General features: G+C 60.4%; 20 protein-coding genes. 13 read left to right on the top strand and 7 right to left on the bottom strand.

Annotated elements, in window-relative coordinates; translation table 11 throughout:
• The first annotated feature begins 235 nt into the window (after positions 1–235).
• The 6 genes from lptC to ptsN all read left to right on the top strand — a co-directional run bounded on the left by lptC (position 236) and on the right by ptsN (position 5,528).
• Positions 236–922 (top strand): LPS export ABC transporter periplasmic protein LptC, encoded by a 687-nt coding sequence (lptC, locus tag DQ393_RS20960; protein WP_112343639.1) that lies wholly within the window; start codon positions 236–238, stop codon positions 920–922.
• A complete protein-coding gene (locus DQ393_RS20955; protein ID WP_112343638.1) occupies positions 919–1,569 on the top strand; it encodes an LptA/OstA family protein in 651 nt (216 codons plus the stop codon). The genes lptC and DQ393_RS20955 overlap by 4 nt, the downstream gene beginning before the upstream one ends.
• A gap of 37 nt (positions 1,570–1,606) precedes the next feature.
• Positions 1,607–2,395 (top strand): LPS export ABC transporter ATP-binding protein, encoded by a 789-nt coding sequence (lptB, locus tag DQ393_RS20950; RefSeq protein WP_210260545.1) that lies wholly within the window; start codon positions 1,607–1,609, stop codon positions 2,393–2,395.
• Between the two features lie 194 nt (positions 2,396–2,589).
• Complete coding sequence (gene rpoN, locus DQ393_RS20945) at positions 2,590–4,149, top strand: RNA polymerase factor sigma-54 (protein ID WP_112343637.1); 1,560 nt, start codon at positions 2,590–2,592, stop codon at positions 4,147–4,149.
• Between the two features lie 250 nt (positions 4,150–4,399).
• Positions 4,400–4,975: a ribosome hibernation-promoting factor, HPF/YfiA family gene (hpf, locus tag DQ393_RS20940; RefSeq protein WP_106996445.1), complete on the top strand. Its 576-nt coding sequence runs from the start codon at positions 4,400–4,402 to the stop codon at positions 4,973–4,975.
• Between the two features lie 88 nt (positions 4,976–5,063).
• Positions 5,064–5,528, top strand: coding sequence for a PTS IIA-like nitrogen regulatory protein PtsN (ptsN, locus tag DQ393_RS20935; RefSeq protein ID WP_015338601.1), 465 nt, complete (start codon positions 5,064–5,066; stop codon positions 5,526–5,528).
• Between the two features lie 90 nt (positions 5,529–5,618).
• Here ptsN and grpE read toward each other — a convergent pair whose 3' ends face one another.
• Positions 5,619–6,260, bottom strand: a complete 642-nt coding sequence (grpE, locus tag DQ393_RS20930; RefSeq protein WP_112343636.1) for a nucleotide exchange factor GrpE — start codon at positions 6,258–6,260, stop codon at positions 5,619–5,621.
• 211 nt (positions 6,261–6,471) lie between these two features.
• On the opposite strand from grpE, the gene DQ393_RS20925 reads away from it, so the two are divergent.
• Complete coding sequence (locus tag DQ393_RS20925; protein ID WP_112343635.1) at positions 6,472–6,906, top strand: GFA family protein; 435 nt, start codon at positions 6,472–6,474, stop codon at positions 6,904–6,906.
• 23 nt (positions 6,907–6,929) lie between these two features.
• Here the strand turns inward: DQ393_RS20925 and hrcA are convergent, their stop codons facing one another.
• A complete protein-coding gene (gene hrcA, locus DQ393_RS20920; RefSeq protein WP_112343634.1) occupies positions 6,930–8,018 on the bottom strand; it encodes a heat-inducible transcriptional repressor HrcA in 1,089 nt (362 codons plus the stop codon).
• 171 nt (positions 8,019–8,189) lie between these two features.
• Between hrcA and rph the strand changes: the two genes are divergently transcribed.
• The 4 genes from rph (at position 8,190) to hemW (ending at position 11,404) form a co-directional block, all read left to right on the top strand.
• Entirely contained in the window at positions 8,190–8,906 is a 717-nt protein-coding gene (gene rph, locus DQ393_RS20915; protein WP_112343633.1) for a ribonuclease PH, read from the top strand.
• A 213-nt stretch (positions 8,907–9,119) separates the two neighbouring features.
• On the top strand, positions 9,120–9,536 hold the full coding sequence (locus DQ393_RS20910; protein ID WP_112343632.1) for a VOC family protein: 417 nt from the start codon (positions 9,120–9,122) through the stop codon (positions 9,534–9,536).
• An 11-nt stretch (positions 9,537–9,547) separates the two neighbouring features.
• Positions 9,548–10,192 carry an RdgB/HAM1 family non-canonical purine NTP pyrophosphatase gene (gene rdgB, locus DQ393_RS20905; RefSeq protein ID WP_112343840.1) on the top strand — a complete coding sequence of 215 codons (645 nt, stop codon included), beginning with the start codon at positions 9,548–9,550 and terminating at the stop codon, positions 10,190–10,192.
• A 36-nt stretch (positions 10,193–10,228) separates the two neighbouring features.
• Complete coding sequence (hemW, locus tag DQ393_RS20900; RefSeq protein ID WP_112343839.1) at positions 10,229–11,404, top strand: radical SAM family heme chaperone HemW; 1,176 nt, start codon at positions 10,229–10,231, stop codon at positions 11,402–11,404.
• A 104-nt stretch (positions 11,405–11,508) separates the two neighbouring features.
• Here hemW and DQ393_RS20895 read toward each other — a convergent pair whose 3' ends face one another.
• Positions 11,509–12,432 carry a DMT family transporter gene (locus DQ393_RS20895; protein WP_112343631.1) on the bottom strand — a complete coding sequence of 308 codons (924 nt, stop codon included), beginning with the start codon at positions 12,430–12,432 and terminating at the stop codon, positions 11,509–11,511.
• A gap of 156 nt (positions 12,433–12,588) precedes the next feature.
• Here DQ393_RS20895 and gcvA point away from each other — a divergent pair, with 156 nt between their 5' ends.
• Positions 12,589–13,485, top strand: a complete 897-nt coding sequence (gene gcvA, locus DQ393_RS20890) for a transcriptional regulator GcvA (protein ID WP_181592398.1) — start codon at positions 12,589–12,591, stop codon at positions 13,483–13,485.
• Positions 13,486–13,575: 90 nt separating this feature from the next.
• On the opposite strand, the gene dnaA is transcribed toward gcvA, so the two are convergent.
• From dnaA to mutM, 4 genes are all read right to left on the bottom strand, one after another.
• Complete coding sequence (gene dnaA / locus DQ393_RS20885) at positions 13,576–15,126, bottom strand: chromosomal replication initiator protein DnaA (RefSeq protein WP_112343629.1); 1,551 nt, start codon at positions 15,124–15,126, stop codon at positions 13,576–13,578.
• 869 nt (positions 15,127–15,995) lie between these two features.
• Positions 15,996–16,271 (bottom strand): 30S ribosomal protein S20, encoded by a 276-nt coding sequence (gene rpsT / locus DQ393_RS20880; RefSeq protein ID WP_004108374.1) that lies wholly within the window; start codon positions 16,269–16,271, stop codon positions 15,996–15,998.
• Between the two features lie 192 nt (positions 16,272–16,463).
• Complete coding sequence (locus DQ393_RS20875) at positions 16,464–17,237, bottom strand: enoyl-CoA hydratase (RefSeq protein ID WP_112343628.1); 774 nt, start codon at positions 17,235–17,237, stop codon at positions 16,464–16,466.
• A 40-nt stretch (positions 17,238–17,277) separates the two neighbouring features.
• On the bottom strand, positions 17,278–18,168 hold the full coding sequence (gene mutM / locus DQ393_RS20870) for a bifunctional DNA-formamidopyrimidine glycosylase/DNA-(apurinic or apyrimidinic site) lyase (RefSeq protein ID WP_112343627.1): 891 nt from the start codon (positions 18,166–18,168) through the stop codon (positions 17,278–17,280).
• A 245-nt stretch (positions 18,169–18,413) separates the two neighbouring features.
• On the opposite strand from mutM, the gene ubiE reads away from it, so the two are divergent.
• Positions 18,414–19,190, top strand: a complete 777-nt coding sequence (gene ubiE, locus DQ393_RS20865) for a bifunctional demethylmenaquinone methyltransferase/2-methoxy-6-polyprenyl-1,4-benzoquinol methylase UbiE (RefSeq protein WP_112343626.1) — start codon at positions 18,414–18,416, stop codon at positions 19,188–19,190.
• The last annotated feature ends 9 nt before the right edge of the window (positions 19,191–19,199 follow it).

The following is a 19,199-nucleotide window of genomic DNA, read 5'->3' as shown; positions in this document are numbered from 1 at the left end:
CGTTTCCCGTTCTCGATGTCCTTGGCCGGTGGCCGCTCTGTTGTTCATCAGATAGGACATTGCTCGACCTGATGCACGGGCCAATCGGATATTTTTCTGCCGAAATTCCTCGGCTGCGGAGAAAAATCCATATTGGCAAGCCAGTGCAATAATGCGAAACGATCCGATGGGCTTTTGGCGCAGCCTCGCATTAGCGTGAATGCGGTTCTCGGATCAAAGAAGACGGACCTGTTGCATGCTCAATACGATCGAGACCCCCGGCGAGGCAATCCGCCCGCTGTCGGAACGGAATGCGTATAAGGACGCAATCTTCCACTCTGCGCGCGTGAAGCGGCTGAGGGTAATGCTGCCGCTTGCCGCCCTCATCGTCTCGCTCATCTTCATTGCCGTCTCGTTGATCCGCGCCTATCTGCCGGCGGACATACAGATCGAGGGCGCCAAGATCGAGGACGGCAAGGTGGTCATGGAGCGTCCGGCCATCGCCGGCCGCAACAAGGACGGCATCAGTTATTCCCTGCTGGCGGAGAAAGCGCTGCAGGATCTCAAGAACCCGAACATGATCACGCTCAAGGCCATCAAGGCATCCATGCCCGTCAATACCGACGTGATCGCCCATGTGACGGCCCAGAGCGCGGATTTCGATCGCCAGGCCGACACGCTGAAACTGACGGAGCCTTTCGTCGTCCAGATGGACAATGGCCTGCGTGCAGCATTCAAGACCGCGTTCTTAGATGTCAAGAAAGGCGACCTGTCCAGCCAGGATGAGGTTGCAATCAACAGAGGCGGCATGTCGGTTGTTGCGCGTTCGCTCAAGATGACGGATAAGGGGAGCGTAATCGAATTCGACGGGCAGGTTCGGATGCATATCGAACCGTCCGCTCTCCACAATTCAGCTAGCGAACAGAAGCCGGGCGGTTCATGATAAAGTATTGGCCAAATTCAATTTTCAACTCTGGCCTGCGCAAGGCGGGTCTTCTTGCTACCTTCAGCGCGCTCGCCTTCTTCGCAGCCGCAGAGGCAGGTGCGCAGTCGACGACCAGTTCCATGCCGGGCCTTGCCCTTTCCAGCGATCAGCCGATCCAGATCGAAAGCGACAAGCTGGAAATCCATGACCAGGAAAGCCAGGCCGTGTTCACCGGCAACGTCAAGGTTGTTCAGGGCACCACGACGATGCAGGCGGGCAAGATGACGGTCTTCTACAAGAAGAAGCAACCGGCGGATGCCAAGCAGGCCGACAATCCTGTCGCCAAGGCAGCCAAGGAGCAGAACCAGTCGCTGGTATCGGGCGATGCCAACATCGACCATATTCTGGTCACCGACAAGGTTTACCTCGTTTCCGGCACGCAGACGGCGACGGCGGAGGACGGCTCCTTCGACATGGCCAGCCAGCTTGCGATCCTCAAGGGCAAGAAAGTGGTTCTGACGGACGGACCGAACGTTTTCACCGGCTGCCAACTCACCGTGCACATGGCGACGGGTGAAGCACAGCTGGATTCCTGCGGCGGCCGCGTTCAGATCCAGCTCGATCCGAAGTCGCAGCAAGTGCAGCAGCAACAAAAGAAAAATTGATACCGGCCCTCTCGTGACCACAACGACCACTTCCACTTTGCCCGGTGTGCCCGGGCCGTCTTCTGCGGCATCGGGCGCACCGGCCGCAGATAAGGCACGCTATAAGGGGACGCTGATTGCCCGCGGCCTCACCAAGACCTACCGGACACGCCGTGTCGTCAACGGCGTTTCGCTGGTGGTGCGGCGCGGTGAAGCCGTCGGCCTGCTCGGGCCGAACGGCGCCGGCAAGACGACGTGTTTCTATATGATCACCGGACTGGTGCCGGTCGATGAGGGCACGATCGAGATCGACGGCAACAATGTCACCTCGATGCCGATGTACCGCCGCGCGCGGCTCGGCGTCGGCTACCTGCCGCAGGAAGCATCGATCTTCCGTGGCCTGACGGTGGAAGAAAACATCCGCGCCGTGCTCGAAGTCCATGAAAAGGACAAGACCAAGCGGGAGCGCAAGATCGACGAACTGCTGGAGGAATTCCACATTCGCAATCTGCGCACCGTGCCGGCCATCGCGCTTTCGGGCGGTGAGCGCCGTCGCCTTGAAATCGCCCGCGCGCTTGCGACCGACCCGACCTTCATGCTGCTCGATGAGCCTTTCGCGGGCGTCGACCCGATCTCGGTCGCCGATATTCAGAACCTCGTGCATCACCTGACGGCACGCGGCATCGGCGTGTTGATCACCGACCACAATGTCCGCGAGACGCTCGGCCTGATAGACCGCGCCTATATCATCCATGCGGGTGAGGTGCTGACCCATGGCAGGGCGAACGACATCGTCAGCAATCCCGAAGTTCGCAAGCTTTATCTCGGTGATAATTTCAGCCTCTGATAGGCTGAAATTCGATCCTTTCATCCCACAATATTATCGAATGCCGGCGAGCGCCGGAAATTTACTTTCGTTTCACAGTTCCGCTTGACCAAATCCCATAAAAAAGCAATTTTTGGGCCAGTTGGAATTTCGCGAAGGTTTTATTAACAGAAGACGCGGAATCCCGAGGAGTTCAAGGGAGTCCTGCGTCCGCCATGGCACTATCGGCCAATCTTTTCCTGCGCCAAAGCCAGAGCCTGGTCATGACTCCGCAACTGATGCAATCCATTCAGTTGCTGCAAATGACCCATTTCGAGCTGAGTCAGTTCATTGCGCAGGAAGTCGAGAAAAATCCGCTGCTGGAATTTGCGTCAAATGACGAGGATCTAGGCAGTAGCGGCGAACGCGAAGCCAAGGATGATCATTTCGAGGCCTCGGAAGAATCGCACGGCGAAGATGGCTTCGAACGAGGTGGCGGCGACCTTGCGAGCGATTGGTACGAAAACGACAATACCGGCAACGCCAAACGGCTGAGCGACGAGCTCGATACCAATTTCAACGATGTCTTTCCGGACGACGGCGTTCCGCAGCGCGCCGACGCGCCGGAATTGCTGAGTCAGTGGAAATCCATGCCTGGCGGCGAGGCCGGCGAAAGCTACGACCTCGACGACTTCGTCGCCGGCCAGGTGTCGTTGCGCGATCATCTCAACGAACAAATCCCCTTCTCGCTGCCTTCCATGGGCGACCGGCTGATCGCCCAGCATCTCGTCGACCAGCTCGACGATTGTGGCTATCTGCGCGGCGAGCTCGGTGAGACGGCCGAACGCCTCGGTGCGACGCTTGCCGACGTCGAGCGCGTGCTGGATGCCTTGCAGCAGCTCGATCCGCCCGGCGTCTTTGCCCGCTCCCTCAGCGAATGCCTGGCAATCCAGCTCCGGCAGAAGGATCGCTTCGATCCCGCCATGGAGCGGCTGATCGAAAATCTCGAGCTGCTTGCCAGGCGCGATTTCGCCACGCTGAAGCGCCTCTGCGGCGTCGACGAGGAAGACCTGCTCGACATGATGGCGGAAATCCGCCAGCTGAACCCCAAGCCCGGCAGCGGCTTCGAGGCCGACATATCCGAGGCGATCATGCCGGATATCGTCGTGCGCCCCTCAGCGGACGGGAGCTGGCTGGTAGAGCTCAATCCCGATGCGCTGCCGCGGGTATTGGTGAGCCAGTCCTATTTCGCCTCCGTCTCCAAGACCAGTCAAGACCATGCCTTCCTGTCGGAATGCCTGCAGAATGCCAACTGGCTGACCCGCAGCCTGGACCAGCGCGCCAAGACGATCATGAAGGTGGCGAGCGAGATCGTCCGGCAGCAGGATGCATTCCTCGTACACGGCGTCGACCATCTGCGGCCGCTCAATCTGAAAACCGTGGCGGACGCCATCAAGATGCACGAGTCCACGGTCAGCCGCGTGACTTCGAACAAATATATGCTGACGCCGCGCGGGCTGTTCGAGCTCAAATATTTCTTCACGGTTTCGATCAGCGCCGTGGAAGGCGGCGATAGCCACTCCGCCGAGGCCGTGCGCCACAAGATCCGCCTGCTGATCAGCAGCGAAAGCCCGGATGCGGTGCTGTCCGACGATGATATTGTCGATACGCTGAAGAAGGGCGGGATAGAGCTCGCTCGCCGCACGGTTGCAAAATACCGGGAAGCCATGAACATCCCCTCCTCCGTTCAAAGGCGCCGGGAAAAGCGGGCGCTGGCCAAAGTTTCCGGTTTCTGACGGTCGGCTACCCTCAACCATAGGATGTCAAACTCCTAACGGTCCGTTAAGATGCAGTTGACTTTCGCAAGCGGCAGGGCTAGAAGCCCGCCGCAATCGCTGCAGGACAGCACGACCATGAAACTTATCCCCACCATCCAAAAGGCGGTCGATATACGCAATTTGCCTTTGACTGCGTGAAGTGCTTGGATGAGCTTGAGGCTTGGCGTAAACTGATACGCGCAATAACCACTACAAGAAGGGAAACTCCATGAGTGTGCGTGTCTCCGGTAAACATATGGAAATTGGTGATTCCTTCCGCCAACGGATTGAAGACCAGATCGGTATGGCCGTGACGAAATACTTCGACGGGGGGTATTCGGGTCAGGTAACTGTGCAGAAGTCCAGCTCGCGCTTTGCGGCCGATTGCAAGCTTCATCTCGACAGCGGCGTGGTGCTGCATGCCGCAGGGGAAGCCATGGACCCGCAACTCGCTTTCGACGCCGCGTCCGAGCGCATCGAAAAACGCCTGCGCCGCTACAAGCGCAAACTCAAGGACCATCAGGCCGGCAATCATGTGAACGGGCAGGCGGAAGTTGCCTATACCGTCATGGACGGCGTTCCGGACGACGATGAGGAGGTTCCTTCCGATTTCGCACCGGCGATCGTCGCAGAAAGCACGAAGCAATTGAAGACCATGTCGGTGGCGACTGCCGTGATGGCGCTCGACATGACCGACGAACCGCTGCTGCTCTTCCGCAGCCCCGGCAACGAACACTTGAACATCGTCTACCGCCGTCAGGACGGCAACATTGGCTGGATCGACGCGGCCAATATCAAAGGCTGAGAATAGAAGATAAGCGGCGGCTGCGCATCATGGCAGCTGGCCGCCGCTTGCCCGTCATCGGTTCTCGGCGACACGAAGGATAAAGAGAATGGCATTGGCAGATTTGCTACAGCAAGATGCGATCATCCCCGCCTTGAAGGCAAATTCCAAAAAACAACTGCTTCAGGAGTTGGCCGCCAAAGCCTCCAAGCTCACCGGATTGCCCGAGCGCGAAATCTTCGACGTCGTGCTGCAGCGTGAGCGCCTCGGCTCGACCGGCGTCGGCAACGGGATCGCCATTCCCCACGGCAAGCTTGCCAGCATCAAGTCCATCGCCGGCATTTTCGCGCGCCTTGAAGCGCCTGTCGATTTCGAGGCGCTGGACGATCAGCCCGTCGATCTCGTCTTCCTGCTGCTCGCACCCGAAGGTGCCGGCGCGGACCACCTGAAGGCGCTCTCGCGCATCGCCCGCGTTCTGCGGGACCAGGATCTCGTCGCGAAGCTCCGCGCCACCGACTCCGCCTCCGCCATCTACGCCTTCCTCAACGAGGAGCAGGCATCCAACGCCGCGTGACGACCTGCGTCGCATCTGACCAAGGCAAAAATAAGAGCCGGATGACCTCAGATCATCCGGCTCTGTCTTTTTCGCTATCGCTCTGAAAGATCAGGCGTCTTTTTCATCCAGCGGGCTGTTGGCGCCCTGCTCGGCATTTTCCACGATTTTAGGCCCACCCTTGGCGACCCCGACCATGGCAGGGCGCAGAACGCGGTCGCCGATGACGAAGCCGGCCTGCACCACCTGGACGACCGTGTTGTTCGGCACTTCAGGGTTCGGCACTTCGAACATGGCCTGGTGGAAATTGGGGTCGAACTTCTGTCCGATCGGTTCGAGCTGACGCACGCCGTGGCGCTCGAGGGCCGATAACATCGAACGCTCGGTCATCTCGACGCCTTCGATCAGCGTCTTCAGGCCGGCGTCGCCGCCAGCGCGGGCTTCAGCCGGAATGGCGTCCAGCGTGCGGCGCAGATTATCGGCCACCGAGAGCATGTCGCGGGCAAAGCTTGCCACGGAATAGGACTTCGCATCCTTCACGTCGCGCTCGGTGCGGCGACGGAGGTTGTCCATCTCGGCAGCAAGGCGCAGGTAGCGATCGCGCAGTTCGCCGTTCTCGGCCTTCAGCAGCTCAACCGGATCTGGCTGAGACGGCTCGGCCGCATCAACGGTTTCCGCTGCATCCTGCGCGAAATCCGCTGACGTGTCGGCCGCCGTGGCGTCAGGTCCGGTTTTTGTTGTTTCGTCGGTCATGACGGTCTCCGAATTGCTTGGTCTTTGGATGTGCCCGATATCGAGGTTTGCCCGGAAAAAATCAAGGCTTTGTCGAGAAGAACAGCCAATTCGCGGCTTTGCGGGCGGCGGCAATATGCCTCCCCGCTCTTGAATGCCGTTCGAGACATCGACTGTTCAGCCCTCCTCCCCGGTGGTATGCTGAGATGCAGCACAGCGAGGGGTGAGATCAATGTCTAATGGCAAATCCCTTTCAGGCAAGTGTTTCTGTGGGGCAGTCGAAATTACTGTCGATGGCGAGCCAGTGGCGATGGGCTACTGTCATTGCGACTCCTGCCGCGAATGGTCGGCAGGCCCGATCAATGCCTTTTCGCTCTGGCCGCCGCAAGCGGTTCACATCACCAGAGGTGCGGACAAGATCGGCAGCTACCAGAAAACCGAGACGAGCGTGCGCAAGTGGTGCACGGTCTGCGGCGGCCATCTCTTGACCGAGCATCCGACATGGGGCGTGACCGATGTCTACGCCGCCATCCTGCCCGGCCTCGATTTCCAGCCGGCGCTGCACGTCAACTATGAAACGACAGTGCTGCACATGGGCGACGGGCTTCCGAAGCAGAAGGACCTTCCGGCCGAGATGGGCGGATCTGGGATGCTGCTTGCCGATTGACCGTCACCGTCGGATCCGTCTCGTCAAATCCCCGGCCGGGTCAGCCGCGAAATCAGCTGCGCCGTATAATCGACCATGGGCACGATGCGGGCATAGTTCAGCCGCGTCGGGCCGATGACGCCGACCGCGCCGACGATACGATCATCGTCGTCACGATAGGGAGCGACGATCAGCGAGGAACCGGACAACGAGAAAAGCTTGTTTTCCGAACCGATGAAGATGCGCACCCCCGGGCCGCTTTCGGCAAGATTGAGAATCTCGATGAGGCTGTCCTTCTTTTCGAGATCGTCGAAAAGAAGGCGCAGGCGATCCAGATCCTCCGCGCCGCCGATTTCGGCCAGCAGATTGGAGTGGCCGCGCACGATGAGCTGCGTCGGCTTGCCTTCGTCATCGCCGCCGGACCAGACGGCAATGCCGCGCTCGACCAGCTGATGAGACAAGCTGTCCAGTTCCTGGCGCACGCTTTCCTTAAGACTTTGCAACTGCCGCCGCAGCTCCGGCAGCGTCTGGCCGGTCATATGGGCGTTAAGGAAGTTGGCGGCTTCCGTCAGCTGCGACGACGTCGTGCCTGCCGGCAGTTCGATGATGCGGTTTTCGACTTGATCGTGATCGCCGACGAGCACGGCAAGCGCCTTGGTCGGCTCCAGGCGGATGAATTCCACGTGCTTGAGCACCGGGTCGCTCTTGGAGGTGATGACGAGACCGGCGCCGCGCGAAATGCCCGAGAGCACCCGGCTCGCCTCCGACATCATCGATTCCATCGGCTGATCGCGATTGCTGCCGCGCACCTGCCGGTCGATATTGGCCCGATCCTCGGCGGAGAGATCACCGACCTGCATGAACGCATCGACGAAGAAGCGTAGGCCCACCTGCGTCGGCAATCGCCCGGCACTCACATGCGGCGAATAGATGAGTCCCAGCTCTTCCAGATCGCTCATGACATTGCGCACCGAGGCCGGCGAGAGCGACATCGGCAGCAGGCGCGAGAGATTGCGCGAACCCAGCGGCTCGCCATTTTCCAGATAGCCTTCGACGATACGGCGGAAGATTTCCTTGGAGCGTTCGTCCAGTGCAGCAATGACATCCGAGACCGACGATGTCGTGAATACCATTTCGCTGTCAGATCCATTCCGTTGAGCCTTAGGCAAAATATAATCATTCGGTTAGCAATGGCAAAAGGGAAAATGCCGCTGGAGGCGCGGACAGGTCTCACAGCCTGCTTTTCCTTTGCAAAAGCAGGCTGTGGGTCGTAGAAGCGGTCAACGAACTTTCAGGAGAGTGGAATGCGGCCTTCAGGCAGAAAAACCGACCAGATGCGCAAGGTGTCGTTCGAGCGCAATTTTTCCAAGCATGCGGAGGGCTCCTGCCTGGTGAAATTCGGCGATACGCATGTGCTCTGCACGGCAAGCCTGGAGGACAAGACGCCGCCATGGCTGCGCAACAGCGGCAAGGGCTGGGTCACGGCCGAATACGGCATGCTGCCGCGCGCGACCGGCGAGCGCATGAAGCGCGAAGCCGCCGCCGGCAAGCAGGGTGGCCGCACGCAGGAAATCCAGCGCCTCATCGGCCGGTCGCTGCGCGCCGTCGTCGACCTCAAGGAACTTGGCGAACGCCAGATCACCGTCGACTGCGACGTCATCCAGGCGGATGGCGGCACGCGCACGGCCTCGATCACCGGCGGCTGGATCGCGCTTCATGACTGCCTGAAGTGGATGGAAAGCCGCAACATGGTCAAGGTGGAACGCGTGCTGAAGGACCACATCGCAGCCATCTCCTGCGGTATCTTTGCCGATCAGCCGGTCATCGATCTCGACTATCTCGAGGATTCTTCGGCCGAGACCGACGCCAATTTCGTCATGACGGGCAAGGGCGGCATCGTCGAGATCCAGGGAACGGCTGAGGGCGCCCCCTTCAGCGAAGAGGAATTCGCCACGCTGATGCACCTTGCCAAGAACGGCATCGCCGAACTGGTGGAGCTGCAGAAGCAGGCTATCGCCTGAGGATATCAACGAATGCGGAGCGTGCAGCCTGCCCCTCATCCGGCCCCCGAGTTCATCGATGGGTGGCCACTTTCTCCCCGCCGAGAGGGGGAGAAGGGGCTAGATGCACCCTTTGTTATCCCTCTTCACCACGCTGGAATCGGACGACGATCGAGCCTGAGGTCGTCCCCTCTCCCCGCATGGGGGAGAGGGCTGGGGTGAGGGGCTAATCCGTTGAGCGATGCGACACTCACAGGCGTTCTTGAAACTGCACTCTATGCGGACGATCTCGATGCCGTCGAAGCCTTTTATGGCGGCATACTCGGGCTGGAGAAGATATCGCGAGGCGGCAATCGCCATGTCTTTTATCGCTGTGGGCCAGGTGTGCTCCTGATCTTCAACAGCGGAGAAACGCTCAAGCCGCACGAACCGGGCGCCCTGCCCGTGCCGCCGCATGGGACCAAGGGCCATGGCCATGTCTGCTTCCGTGTCGATAGCAACGATATCGAGGCCATGGCCGAGAGGCTGAAGGCTGCCAGTGTCGATATCGAAGCCGATTTTCACTGGCCGAACGGCGGCCGATCGATCTATTTCCGCGATCCGGCCGGCAACAGCCTGGAATGCGCCGAACCCCGCATCTGGGGGCTATGACAGGACAGCACATGCGCAAGCTCGATACCAAGACCATCGTCGTCGCCAGCCACAATGCCGGCAAGATCCAGGAAATCCGCGATCTCATCGGTCCGCTCGGCTTTACCGCCAAGTCCGCCGCCGATCTCAACTTCATCGAACCGGACGAGACGGGCACGACCTTCGAGGAGAATGCGACGATCAAGGCGCTCGCCTCCGCCAATGCCTCCGGCCTGCCGGCACTCTCGGACGATTCCGGTCTGGTCATCGATGCGCTTGGCGGCGATCCCGGCGTCTATACGGCCAATTGGGCGGAGAGGCCTGACGGTACGCGCGACTTCGCCATGGCCATGCAGAAGGTCGAGACCGCCCTGGAGAAAGCCGGCGCCACCTCGCCGGAGAGCCGGAGAGCCCGCTTCGTCAGCGTCCTTTGCCTTGCCTGGCCGGATGGGCATACCGAACTTTTCCGCGGCGAAGTGGAAGGCACCGTCGTCTGGCCGCCGCGCGGCACCCAGGGCTTCGGCTACGACCCGGTCTTCCAGCCCAAGGGATACGCGACCACATTCGGCGAAATGAGCGCCGAGCAGAAGCATGGCTGGAAGCCCGGCGACGAGCAGGCGCTGTCGCACCGCGCCCGCGCCTTCAAGATCTTTGTCGAAACCTGTCTGGAGGCGTAAGCTAATCCCGTGGAAATCGTGGACACACAGGATCTGATGCACGGCGCGCAATTGCTGCCCGATACCGGCGAACCCGGTTTCGGCGTGTATGTGCATTGGCCCTTTTGCGCGGCCAAATGTCCCTACTGCGATTTCAACAGCCATGTGCGCCACCAGCCTGTCGATCAGGAACGCTTTGCCGCCGCCTTTCTGAAGGAAATGGCGACGATGCGGATGATCAGCGGCCCGAAGACCGTCACCAGTGTCTTCCTCGGCGGCGGCACGCCGTCGCTGATGAAACCGGAAACAGTCGGTGCGGTGCTCGATGGTATCGCAAAAACCTGGCATGTGCCTGATGGTATCGAGATCACCATGGAAGCCAATCCGTCCAGCGTCGAAGCGGAGCGCTTTCGCGGCTATCGCGCCGCCGGCGTCAATCGCGTGTCGATGGGCGTGCAGGCGCTGAACGACCGCGATCTGAAATTCCTCGGACGTCTGCACAATGTCGAGGATGCGCTGAAGGCGATCAGGCTAGCGCGCGAGATCTTCCCGCGCATGTCCTTCGACCTCATCTATGCCCGCCCCAACCAGACCGTCGAGGAATGGGAGCGCGAGCTGAAGGAGGCAATCTCCTATGCGGTCGATCACCTCTCGCTCTATCAGCTGACGATCGAGGAAGGCACGCCCTTCTACGGCCTGCACAAGGCCGGAAAGCTGATCGTGCCCGATGGCGATCAATCGGCGCTGCTTTATGAAGCGACGCAGGAGATTACCGAACGCGAGGGCATGCCGGCCTACGAGGTCTCCAATCACGCCCGTTCCGGCGCCGAGAGCCGGCACAACCTCACCTATTGGCGCTATGGCGACTATGCCGGTATCGGCCCCGGCGCCCATGGCCGCCTGACCAGAGGGCCCCAGAAGCTGGCGACGGCCACCGAGCGCAAGCCGGAAAGCTGGATCGAGATGGTTGAGCGCGACGGCCACGGCATGATCGACCAGGAAATGCTCGGGTTTGACGAACAGGCCGACGAATTGCTGCTGATGGGCCTGCGGCTGCGGGAGGGCGTCGATCTTGCCCGCTGGCAGCAACTGTCCGGCCGCGATCCCGATCCGCAGCGCGAGGCGTTTTTACTGGAACACGGTTTCATAGAGCGGATCGGCAACTCCCGCCTGCGCTGCACGCCGGCGGGAATGCTGGTGCTCGATTCGGTCGTCGCCGATCTCGCTTGTTAACACCTCTCCCTTCAGGGGGGAGGTCGCCGCGAAGCGGCGGGTGGGGGTGACTGCTGAAGATCAATTCAAGCTTCGGTTCTTGCCGAGATCACCTTGCCCCGGCACTACGTGCCGATCCTCCCCCTCAAGGGGAAAGTGAAGAGTCGCCCATCGATTGCGGCAAGACCGACGGCGATCAGGGCCATGCCGATGAAATGCTTCGGCTGCAGGCTCTCGCCGAGAACGAGGGCTCCGAGCAGGATCGCGCTGACGGGAATCAGGAAGGTCACCAGCATCAGGTTGGTGGCGCCGGCCGTCGCAAGGATGCGGAAGAACAGCATATAGGCGATGGCGGTCGACAGGATGGCCAGGGCGGCAAGAGCAAGCCAGGTCTCCGACGACGGCATTGTGAGCGTCCAGGGACGGTCGACGAAGAGCGCGATCGGCAACAGCAGGATGGCCGAGCCTGTCACCTGACCGGCGGCCGGAATGATCGGCGCCAGCCCCATGCGGCGGAAACGACGCCCGAATATGCCGGCCAGGGAATAGCTGAAGGCGGCACCCAGCACGGCGAGCTGCGCCAGTACGTTGGAACCGAGGCTCGCCAGCACCGACGGGCCGATCATCAGCGCCACGCCGGCAAAGCCGACGATGACCCCGATCAGCCGATTGCCAGTCATCTTCTCATCCTCCGTCAGGAAATGGGCGACGACGACGGCAAAGAGCGGCGTGGTGGCATTGAGGATGGATGCGAGGCCACTGGCTATATGCGTCTGCCCCCATACGATCAGCAGGAAGGGAATGACATTATTGAGGAAGCCCATGCCGAAAAAGGCGAGCCAGGTCTTGCCGTCTTTCGGCATGGAATGTCCGGTGGCGCGCACGATGACATGCAACGCAATGGCGGCGAGCGCGACACGCGCGGTAACGATGGTGAAGGGCGGGAGTTCGCGCACCAGAATGCCGTTGAACAGGAAGGAGCCGCCCCAAAGGACGGATAGCCCCATCAACATGCTCCATTCGACTGCGCCCATGGATTTCTGAGACATCTGATTATCTCCAGCATCTGCCGATTGAGTTTTGCTTATCGATGGCCGGATCTCGATATGATTGCCAACCTTTCGAATTGCTGGAATAATCCCGCTATTCTTGGACTCTGACAAACGAGTCTTTTTCAGATCATGATTTAGCTGAGCTCAATTATCATGGATCAACTGCCATCCCTCTCGGCGCTGCGCGCCTTCGAGGCCTCCGCCCGGCATCTCAGCATGACACTGGCGGCAAACGAGCTGCATGTGACGCCAGGCGCCATCAGCCTGCAGATCCGCGATCTTGAAACTGCGCTCGGCGTGCGGCTTTTCGAGCGGCGGACCCGCAGCCTCGCATTGACGAGCGAAGGCGCTGAATATTTCGCGACGATGCGAACGGCCTTCCGCCTCATCCGCGAGGCGACAGCGGCCTTGGCGATGCGCTCGAAGGACACGGTGCTGACCGTCACCTGTACCGCCGGCTTTGCCACGCATTGGCTCGTGCCGCGGCTGCGGCGGTTCGAGGAAGCGCATCCTGATATCGACCTGCGCATCAGCGCTTCGCACCGCATGATGGATTTCCAACGGGATGGGATAGATATCGCCATCCGCCACGGCCTCGGCGGCTACGAGGGGCTGGCGAGCGAAAGGCTGCTGGATGACGAGTATGTGCCGGTCTGCACGCCCGAGACGGCGGCGGCCCTCGGCCCTTCTCCTGAAGTCGACGCTCTGGCAAATCTGACGCTGATCCACGATGTCTATCGACGGGACTGGGAGCTCTGGCTGCAAGCTGCCGGTGCGACGCGCGTGGACGCGATGCATGGACCGGTCTTTACCGACGGGACGGGTGCCTATCACGCCATGAAGGCGGGGCTCGGCATCGCGCTGATGCGCCGGTCCTTCGTGGAGCAGGAGCTGGCTGAGGGTACGCTCGTTGCGCCCTTCCCGATCGGATTTGCGAGCGCGCTCGCCTATCACCTCGTCTATCCGCCCGGCGCATTGGAGCGGCCGGCTATTGCGGCCCTGCGATCCTGGCTGTTTTCCGAAGTGTCCCGCACGGTGCCATCCGCATAGGCGTGCTTCTCCGCCTTGCCTGATCGTACAAAAGGAACGGCCGGCGATGAAGCCGGCCGAAGAATATACCGTCAATGATGACCGCTGGGCCTACTCGTTGATGAGGCGCTTCAGCAGCTCGATCTCGTGCGACAGCTTGCTGTCACCGGAGATCAGTTCCTCGATCTTACGCACGGCATGCAGCACTGTCGTATGATCGCGGCCACCGAAGCGGCGACCGATTTCCGGGAAGGAACGCGGCGTCAGCGTCTTCGACAGATACATAGCAATCTGGCGCGGCTTGACGATGACGCGCGTGCGGCGGTTCGAAACCAGTTCCTGGCGCGAGACATTGTAGTGACGCGCGACGATGCGCTGGATGTCCTCAATGCGGACGCGGCGCGGCTCGCCGGAGCCGACCAGATGCGCCAGCAGTTCGTCGACGCGCTCCACCGTCAGGTTCGGCTCGAAAGAGCGGCGGAAGATGAGCTGGTTGAAGGCTCCTTCCAGTTCGCGGCCGCTGGCAGTGACGTTGCGGGCGACATGCGAGAGGATCTCGGCCGGGATTTCCAGCGAGGGATCGTCCTGACGGGCAGCATCGAGGCGGCGCTTGAGGATCTCAAGGCGCATTTCATAATCCGGCGCCTCGACTTCGATCGCTACGCCGCCCTGGAGGCGCGAACGCACGCGCGGGTCGAGCGATTCCAGCTCCCAAGGAGCGCGATCGGCAGCAACGACGACCTGTTTGGCGCTGTCGAGCAGCATGTTCAGCAGGTGGCAGAACTCATGCTGGATCATCTTGCCCTGCAGGAACTGCATGTCGTCGATGATGAGCAGGTCGATGTTGCGCAGCGAGTCCTTCAGCGTCAGCGCATCATTGTCGCGGATCGCGGTTGCGAAGCGCCACATGAAGTATTCCGCCGTTAGATAGACCACGCGCAGACCGCGCGGGTTCTGCACGGCGGCATTGGCGATCGCCTGCAGAAGATGCGTCTTGCCGAGACCGACCGTCGCATGGACGAAGAGCGGATTGAAGCGCACGGCGCCGGTACCCGCTTCGGCGATGGTCTTTGCTGCGGCAAGGCCGACACGGTTCGAGCTGCCTTCGACAAAGGTATCGAAGGTGAAGCGGGAATCGAGCGGAGAGCCGAACAACGGCGCACCTGCCGTTGCGGGCCGCGCGGCTGCGACAGCACTCACGGCCTGCGCCGCCGCATGGCCCGCCGGCTGTGCGGCGGGACGGCGGATCGGCGCCACGGCCGCCTGATCCGGCAGGGCAGGCTGCTCGTCGGCGCAAGGCTTCACGCCCTGCCGTGCCGCGGTGCGGACCAGAATTTCGACCTTCAGGATCTCAGCATCCTCAGCCTGGAACAGGCTGGTGATCAAATCAAGATAACGATTGTTGATCCACGACTTCAGAAAGGTTGTCGGAACCGTGAGACGAACAACGCTCTTCGATACCGAATGGAGCTTGAGCCGTGCGAACCAGCTGGCGTAGACATCAGGTCCGACCTGGGCCTTCAAGCGCGCGCTAACGCGCTCGAACAGATTATTTTGCGCCACGTCTCCCTTTTCCCCCGCCGCTTCTAAGCAAACCGCACCGAACGCCTGCGCATTGTCCCCATTCTCCAACGCACCCGTCGCCCTCGTATGTATCTGCATATAATGCCGCCTTCCACAGTCTCTTATAGGGCGGGAGAGCAATGCACCGCCGCCCCTAGGTTCTTCGCCATAGCATGACAATCGCGCCCGTTGTCCCAAGCCGCGCCGCATACCGGTTCATCAGCCATGCCCTGCCAACGGGCGTTACAGAAAAACTGTGGCGAAAACCGCTCTCAAGCAGCCTTCACCCGACTATCTGCAACTGGAGCATCGATCGGCCCTCGTATTCCGACCGCTGCCCCATGGCTGTCAATTTTCTCCCCTCTCCACAGCCACGCCACTAACTCCGGCTGCAAAGGACAGACAAGCTTCCTCGTTCCGCAAGCGTTGCCGCTTCCAGCTTTAACTCGTCAACTGTTTGAAAAAACGGAGCTGAACTGCTCCGTCACAAGAGACAAAACCACCCACGCCGCCGTAGATGACGGTGTTTGCCGAAGCCGTTTAAGGTGAAATCCGCGCCCCTTGTTGAAATGCATTTAGGCAGGATCGCGGGCAGATATCAACGATGAATTTTACACAAAATTAAGAGGCGGCCATTGACTCTGGAAGCCATTTTTGACTGTCACAAGCCCTTCAAAAAAGAATCGCTGTTGAATCAAAGAGATTCCCGACAAACGCGATTCCCACAGCTTTCAAAACAAAAAAAATAAAAAATCCCTTGACTCACTTGTGAGCCGGCAATGCGTCACGCAGATCACCCAGCGCTGAGATATCCTGCCGTAAGCTCTTGTTTTTAAAAGTATATTTCTGTCACGCCAATGACATGAACAGTCGGTCTTTTTTGGCAATGCGGCAATTTTTTGGCCGAATCCAAAAAGCCCGGCACAAGGGCCGGGCTTAAGTCTAACGACGAAATCGTTAATGGAAAGTTATGCGGTCGGGGCCGAAAGGGCCTTCACACGCTTGGCAAGACGCGAAACCTTGCGGGAAGCGGTGTTGGCGTGAAGCACGCCCTTGGTGGCTGCGCGAGCCAGTTCCGGCTGGGCAGCAACGAAAGCTGCCTTTGCGCGATCCGCATCACCCGATGCGATGGCTTCTTCGACCTGGCGAACGAACGTGCGAACGCGCGAGCGACGAGCCTTGTTGACATCGGTGCGGCGGGCGATCTTGCGGGTCGCTTTTTTCGCCGAGGTAGTATTGGCCATGTATGCCTCTCTTAGAATTCGAACAAAACTCCATCGTTGCGGCGCGGGCCTTGCGGCCACTTCATCCAGCAATGCGGGAGCAATTGCGGAAAACCAGAGCGGCTTTCCAAACTGTGGCGGGCATATAACCGGAATGAGCCCCGTCGTCAACGCGGATTCTCGCCAAAGCCGCGTAATTCCGGAATCTCGGCCTCACCGGTTCTTGAACTCCGGTTTGCGCTTCTCGATGAAGGCGGCCATGCCCTCCTTCTGGTCCTCCGTGGCAAACAGGCTGTGGAACAGGCGGCGCTCGAAGCGCAGCCCCTCCTCGAGGGTAGTCTCGAGAGCGCGATTGACCGCTTCCTTGGCCATGAGCACGGATGGGCGGGAATGAGAGGCGATCTTGGCGGCGGCCGCCATTGCCTCGTCCAGGAGCTTGTCGGCAGGCACGACGCGCGCCACAAGGCCCGAACGCTCGGCCTCGGCTGCATCCATCATCCGGCCGGTCAGCACCAGATCCATCGCTTTTGCCCTGCCGACGGCGCGGGTCAGGCGCTGCGAGCCGCCCATGCCAGGGATGACGCCGAGGGTGATTTCCGGCTGGCCGAATTTGGCCGTCTCCGAGGCGATGATGAAATCGCACATCATCGCCACCTCGCAGCCGCCGCCGAGCGCGAAGCCGCTGACCGCCGCGATAACCGGCTTGCGGGCATTGGCGATATCAGCCCATCCGCTGAAGAAATCGTTCTTGTAGGCGTCGACGAAATCGAGCGACTGCATTTCCTTGATATCGGCACCGGCGGCGAAGGCCTTTTCCGAACCGGTGAGCACGATCGCGCCGATGGCATCATCCTGGTGAAAGGCGGCAAAGGCCTGCTTCAGCTCCGAAAGCACGGTGGAGTTCAGCGCATTCAGCGCCTGTGGCCGATTGAGCTTGATGAGGCCGACAGCCCCATGCATTTCGACGATGAGGGTTTCGTAAGCCACCTGTCTCTCCCTTTTCTCTTGAATCAGCTTCGGCCTTCCATCAGCTTTGGCAGGAGGCGCAGTAGAAAGAAGAGCGTCCCGCCTGCACGATCCGGCTGACCGTACCGCCGCAGCCGGGCGTACTGCAAGGCTGGGCTTCGCGATCGTAAACGGAAAAGGAATGCTGGAAGTAGCCGAGCGAGCCGTCCGTCTGGATATGATCGCGCAGTGACGAGCCGCCCGCGGCGATCGCATCGGCAATGACCTCGCGGATGGCATCGACCAGCATCCACAGCGTCTCTGTCGGCTTGCCGGCATCCGTGACCAGCGTGCCGGCGGCGCGCAACGGCGACAGATGCGAACGCCAAAGCGCCTCGCACACATATATATTGCCGAGACCGGCGATGTTCTTCTGATCCAGCAGCGCGCTTTTCAGCGGCTGCGCCTTGCCGGCAAAGCGCTTAGCCAGATAATCAGCGTCGAGTTCATTGCCGGTGGGTTCCGGGCCGAGATCGCGGAAGAAGGGGTGACTGACCATGTCGGCCCGCCTGACGATGTCCATGAAGCCGAAACGGCGGGGGTCGTTATAGATGACACGCGCATCGCCGTTATCGCCAGCCAGATGGAAAACGACATGATCGTGCTTCTCATCCTTGGAACGGGGATGATGGAAGCTTCCCGGCGCGCCGGCCGCAGCCCCCGCCTCGACCCGGAACGAACCGGACATGCCGAGATGGGCGATGATCGTCTTGCCATCATCGAGATCGATCAGCAGGTATTTGGCGCGGCGCGACAGCGACGTGATGCCGCGCCCCGCAACCGTCCGGGCGAAATCGATCGGAAAAGGAAAGCGCAGGTCGTTGCGGCGCAGCTCCAACTCCTTCAGAACGGCGCCCTCCATGGAAGGCGCGAGCCCCCGTCTGACGGTTTCGACCTCTGGTAATTCCGGCATGGCTATCCATCTTTATGTTTCAACCGCTTATGATCTGAGCTATAGCCCAAGGCATCGCGGCGGTGATCAGGCTGATGAGATAGCGTGGCAAACGTGATTTCGCTATGGTCCGCCGCTCAATACTGCGTAATTCCTTAAATCGGAATCGATTTAAGGAATAAATTATGCAGCAGATTTAAAGTGCTGTAGCGACCTTTGCGCGTCGCATATGACGCGCGGCGCTGTCGTGTAATGGAGTTGAGCCGATGGCAGAAAGCCGCACCTCCGCCAATGGCGGCATGGAAACATCCTATGGCTTCCGCGAAGTGGCCGATGGCGAAAAGCAGGGCCTCGTCAACGAGGTGTTCCACAAGGTCGCCAAGCGCTACGACGTCATGAACGACGTCATGTCCATGGGTATGCATCGCGCCTGGAAGGATGCGATGGTCGCGGCGCTCAATCCCCGCAAGGATCCCGGTTACAAGATACTCGATGTTGCCGGCGGCACGGGCGATATCGCCTTCCGCATCGTGGAGGCCTCGAATAGGCTGGCGCATGCGACCGTGCTCGACATCAACGGTTCGATGCTTGCCGTCGGCGCCGAACGCGCAGAAAAGAAGAAGCTTGCCGACAATCTCACCTTCGTCGAAGCGAATGCCGAGGAATTGCCCTTCGAGCCGAACTCCTTCGACGCCTATACGATCGCTTTCGGCATCCGCAACGTGCCGCATATCGATGTCGCGCTGAAGGAAGCCTATCGCGTGCTGAAGCGCGGCGGCCGGCTGCTCGTGCTCGAATTCTCCGAAGTCGATCTGCCGCTGCTCGACCGCGTCTATGACGCCTGGTCCTTCAACGCCATTCCAAAGTTCGGCAAGGCGATCACAGGCGAGGCAGAGCCCTATCAATATCTGGTGGAATCGATCCGCAAGTTCCCGAATCAGCAGGACTTCGCAACGATGATCCGCGAGGCCGGCTTCTCGCGTGTAAGCTTCACCAATTACACCGGCGGCATCGCCGCGCTGCACTCAGGCTGGAAGCTCTGAAGCATGATA

It is taken from the genome of Martinezella tropici (assembly GCF_003287875.1).
GTDB classification, from domain to species: domain Bacteria; phylum Pseudomonadota; class Alphaproteobacteria; order Rhizobiales; family Rhizobiaceae; genus Rhizobium; species Rhizobium tropici_C.
The sequence above is the reverse complement of the archived record's forward strand: the minus strand, read 5'-3'. Positions and strand labels throughout refer to the sequence as shown.

Coding starts and splice junctions, on each gene's coding strand:
- mutM (WP_112343627.1), bottom strand. CDS start 18,168: ATGCCGGAATTACCAGAGGTCGAAACCGTCAGACGGGGGCTCGCGCCT.
- grpE (WP_112343636.1), bottom strand. CDS start 6,260: ATGACCGACGAAACAACAAAAACCGGACCTGACGCCACGGCGGCCGAC.
- DQ393_RS20955 (WP_112343638.1), top strand. CDS start 919: ATGATAAAGTATTGGCCAAATTCAATTTTCAACTCTGGCCTGCGCAAG.
- hemW (WP_112343839.1), top strand. CDS start 10,229: ATGCACGGCGCGCAATTGCTGCCCGATACCGGCGAACCCGGTTTCGGC.
- hpf (WP_106996445.1), top strand. CDS start 4,400: ATGAGTGTGCGTGTCTCCGGTAAACATATGGAAATTGGTGATTCCTTC.
- rph (WP_112343633.1), top strand. CDS start 8,190: ATGCGGCCTTCAGGCAGAAAAACCGACCAGATGCGCAAGGTGTCGTTC.
- rpsT (WP_004108374.1), bottom strand. CDS start 16,271: ATGGCCAATACTACCTCGGCGAAAAAAGCGACCCGCAAGATCGCCCGC.
- hrcA (WP_112343634.1), bottom strand. CDS start 8,018: ATGGTATTCACGACATCGTCGGTCTCGGATGTCATTGCTGCACTGGAC.
- ubiE (WP_112343626.1), top strand. CDS start 18,414: ATGGCAGAAAGCCGCACCTCCGCCAATGGCGGCATGGAAACATCCTAT.
- DQ393_RS20895 (WP_112343631.1), bottom strand. CDS start 12,432: ATGTCTCAGAAATCCATGGGCGCAGTCGAATGGAGCATGTTGATGGGG.
- dnaA (WP_112343629.1), bottom strand. CDS start 15,126: ATGCAGATACATACGAGGGCGACGGGTGCGTTGGAGAATGGGGACAAT.
- gcvA (WP_181592398.1), top strand. CDS start 12,589: ATGGATCAACTGCCATCCCTCTCGGCGCTGCGCGCCTTCGAGGCCTCC.
- DQ393_RS20925 (WP_112343635.1), top strand. CDS start 6,472: ATGTCTAATGGCAAATCCCTTTCAGGCAAGTGTTTCTGTGGGGCAGTC.
- rdgB (WP_112343840.1), top strand. CDS start 9,548: ATGCGCAAGCTCGATACCAAGACCATCGTCGTCGCCAGCCACAATGCC.
- lptC (WP_112343639.1), top strand. CDS start 236: ATGCTCAATACGATCGAGACCCCCGGCGAGGCAATCCGCCCGCTGTCG.
- ptsN (WP_015338601.1), top strand. CDS start 5,064: ATGGCATTGGCAGATTTGCTACAGCAAGATGCGATCATCCCCGCCTTG.
- rpoN (WP_112343637.1), top strand. CDS start 2,590: ATGGCACTATCGGCCAATCTTTTCCTGCGCCAAAGCCAGAGCCTGGTC.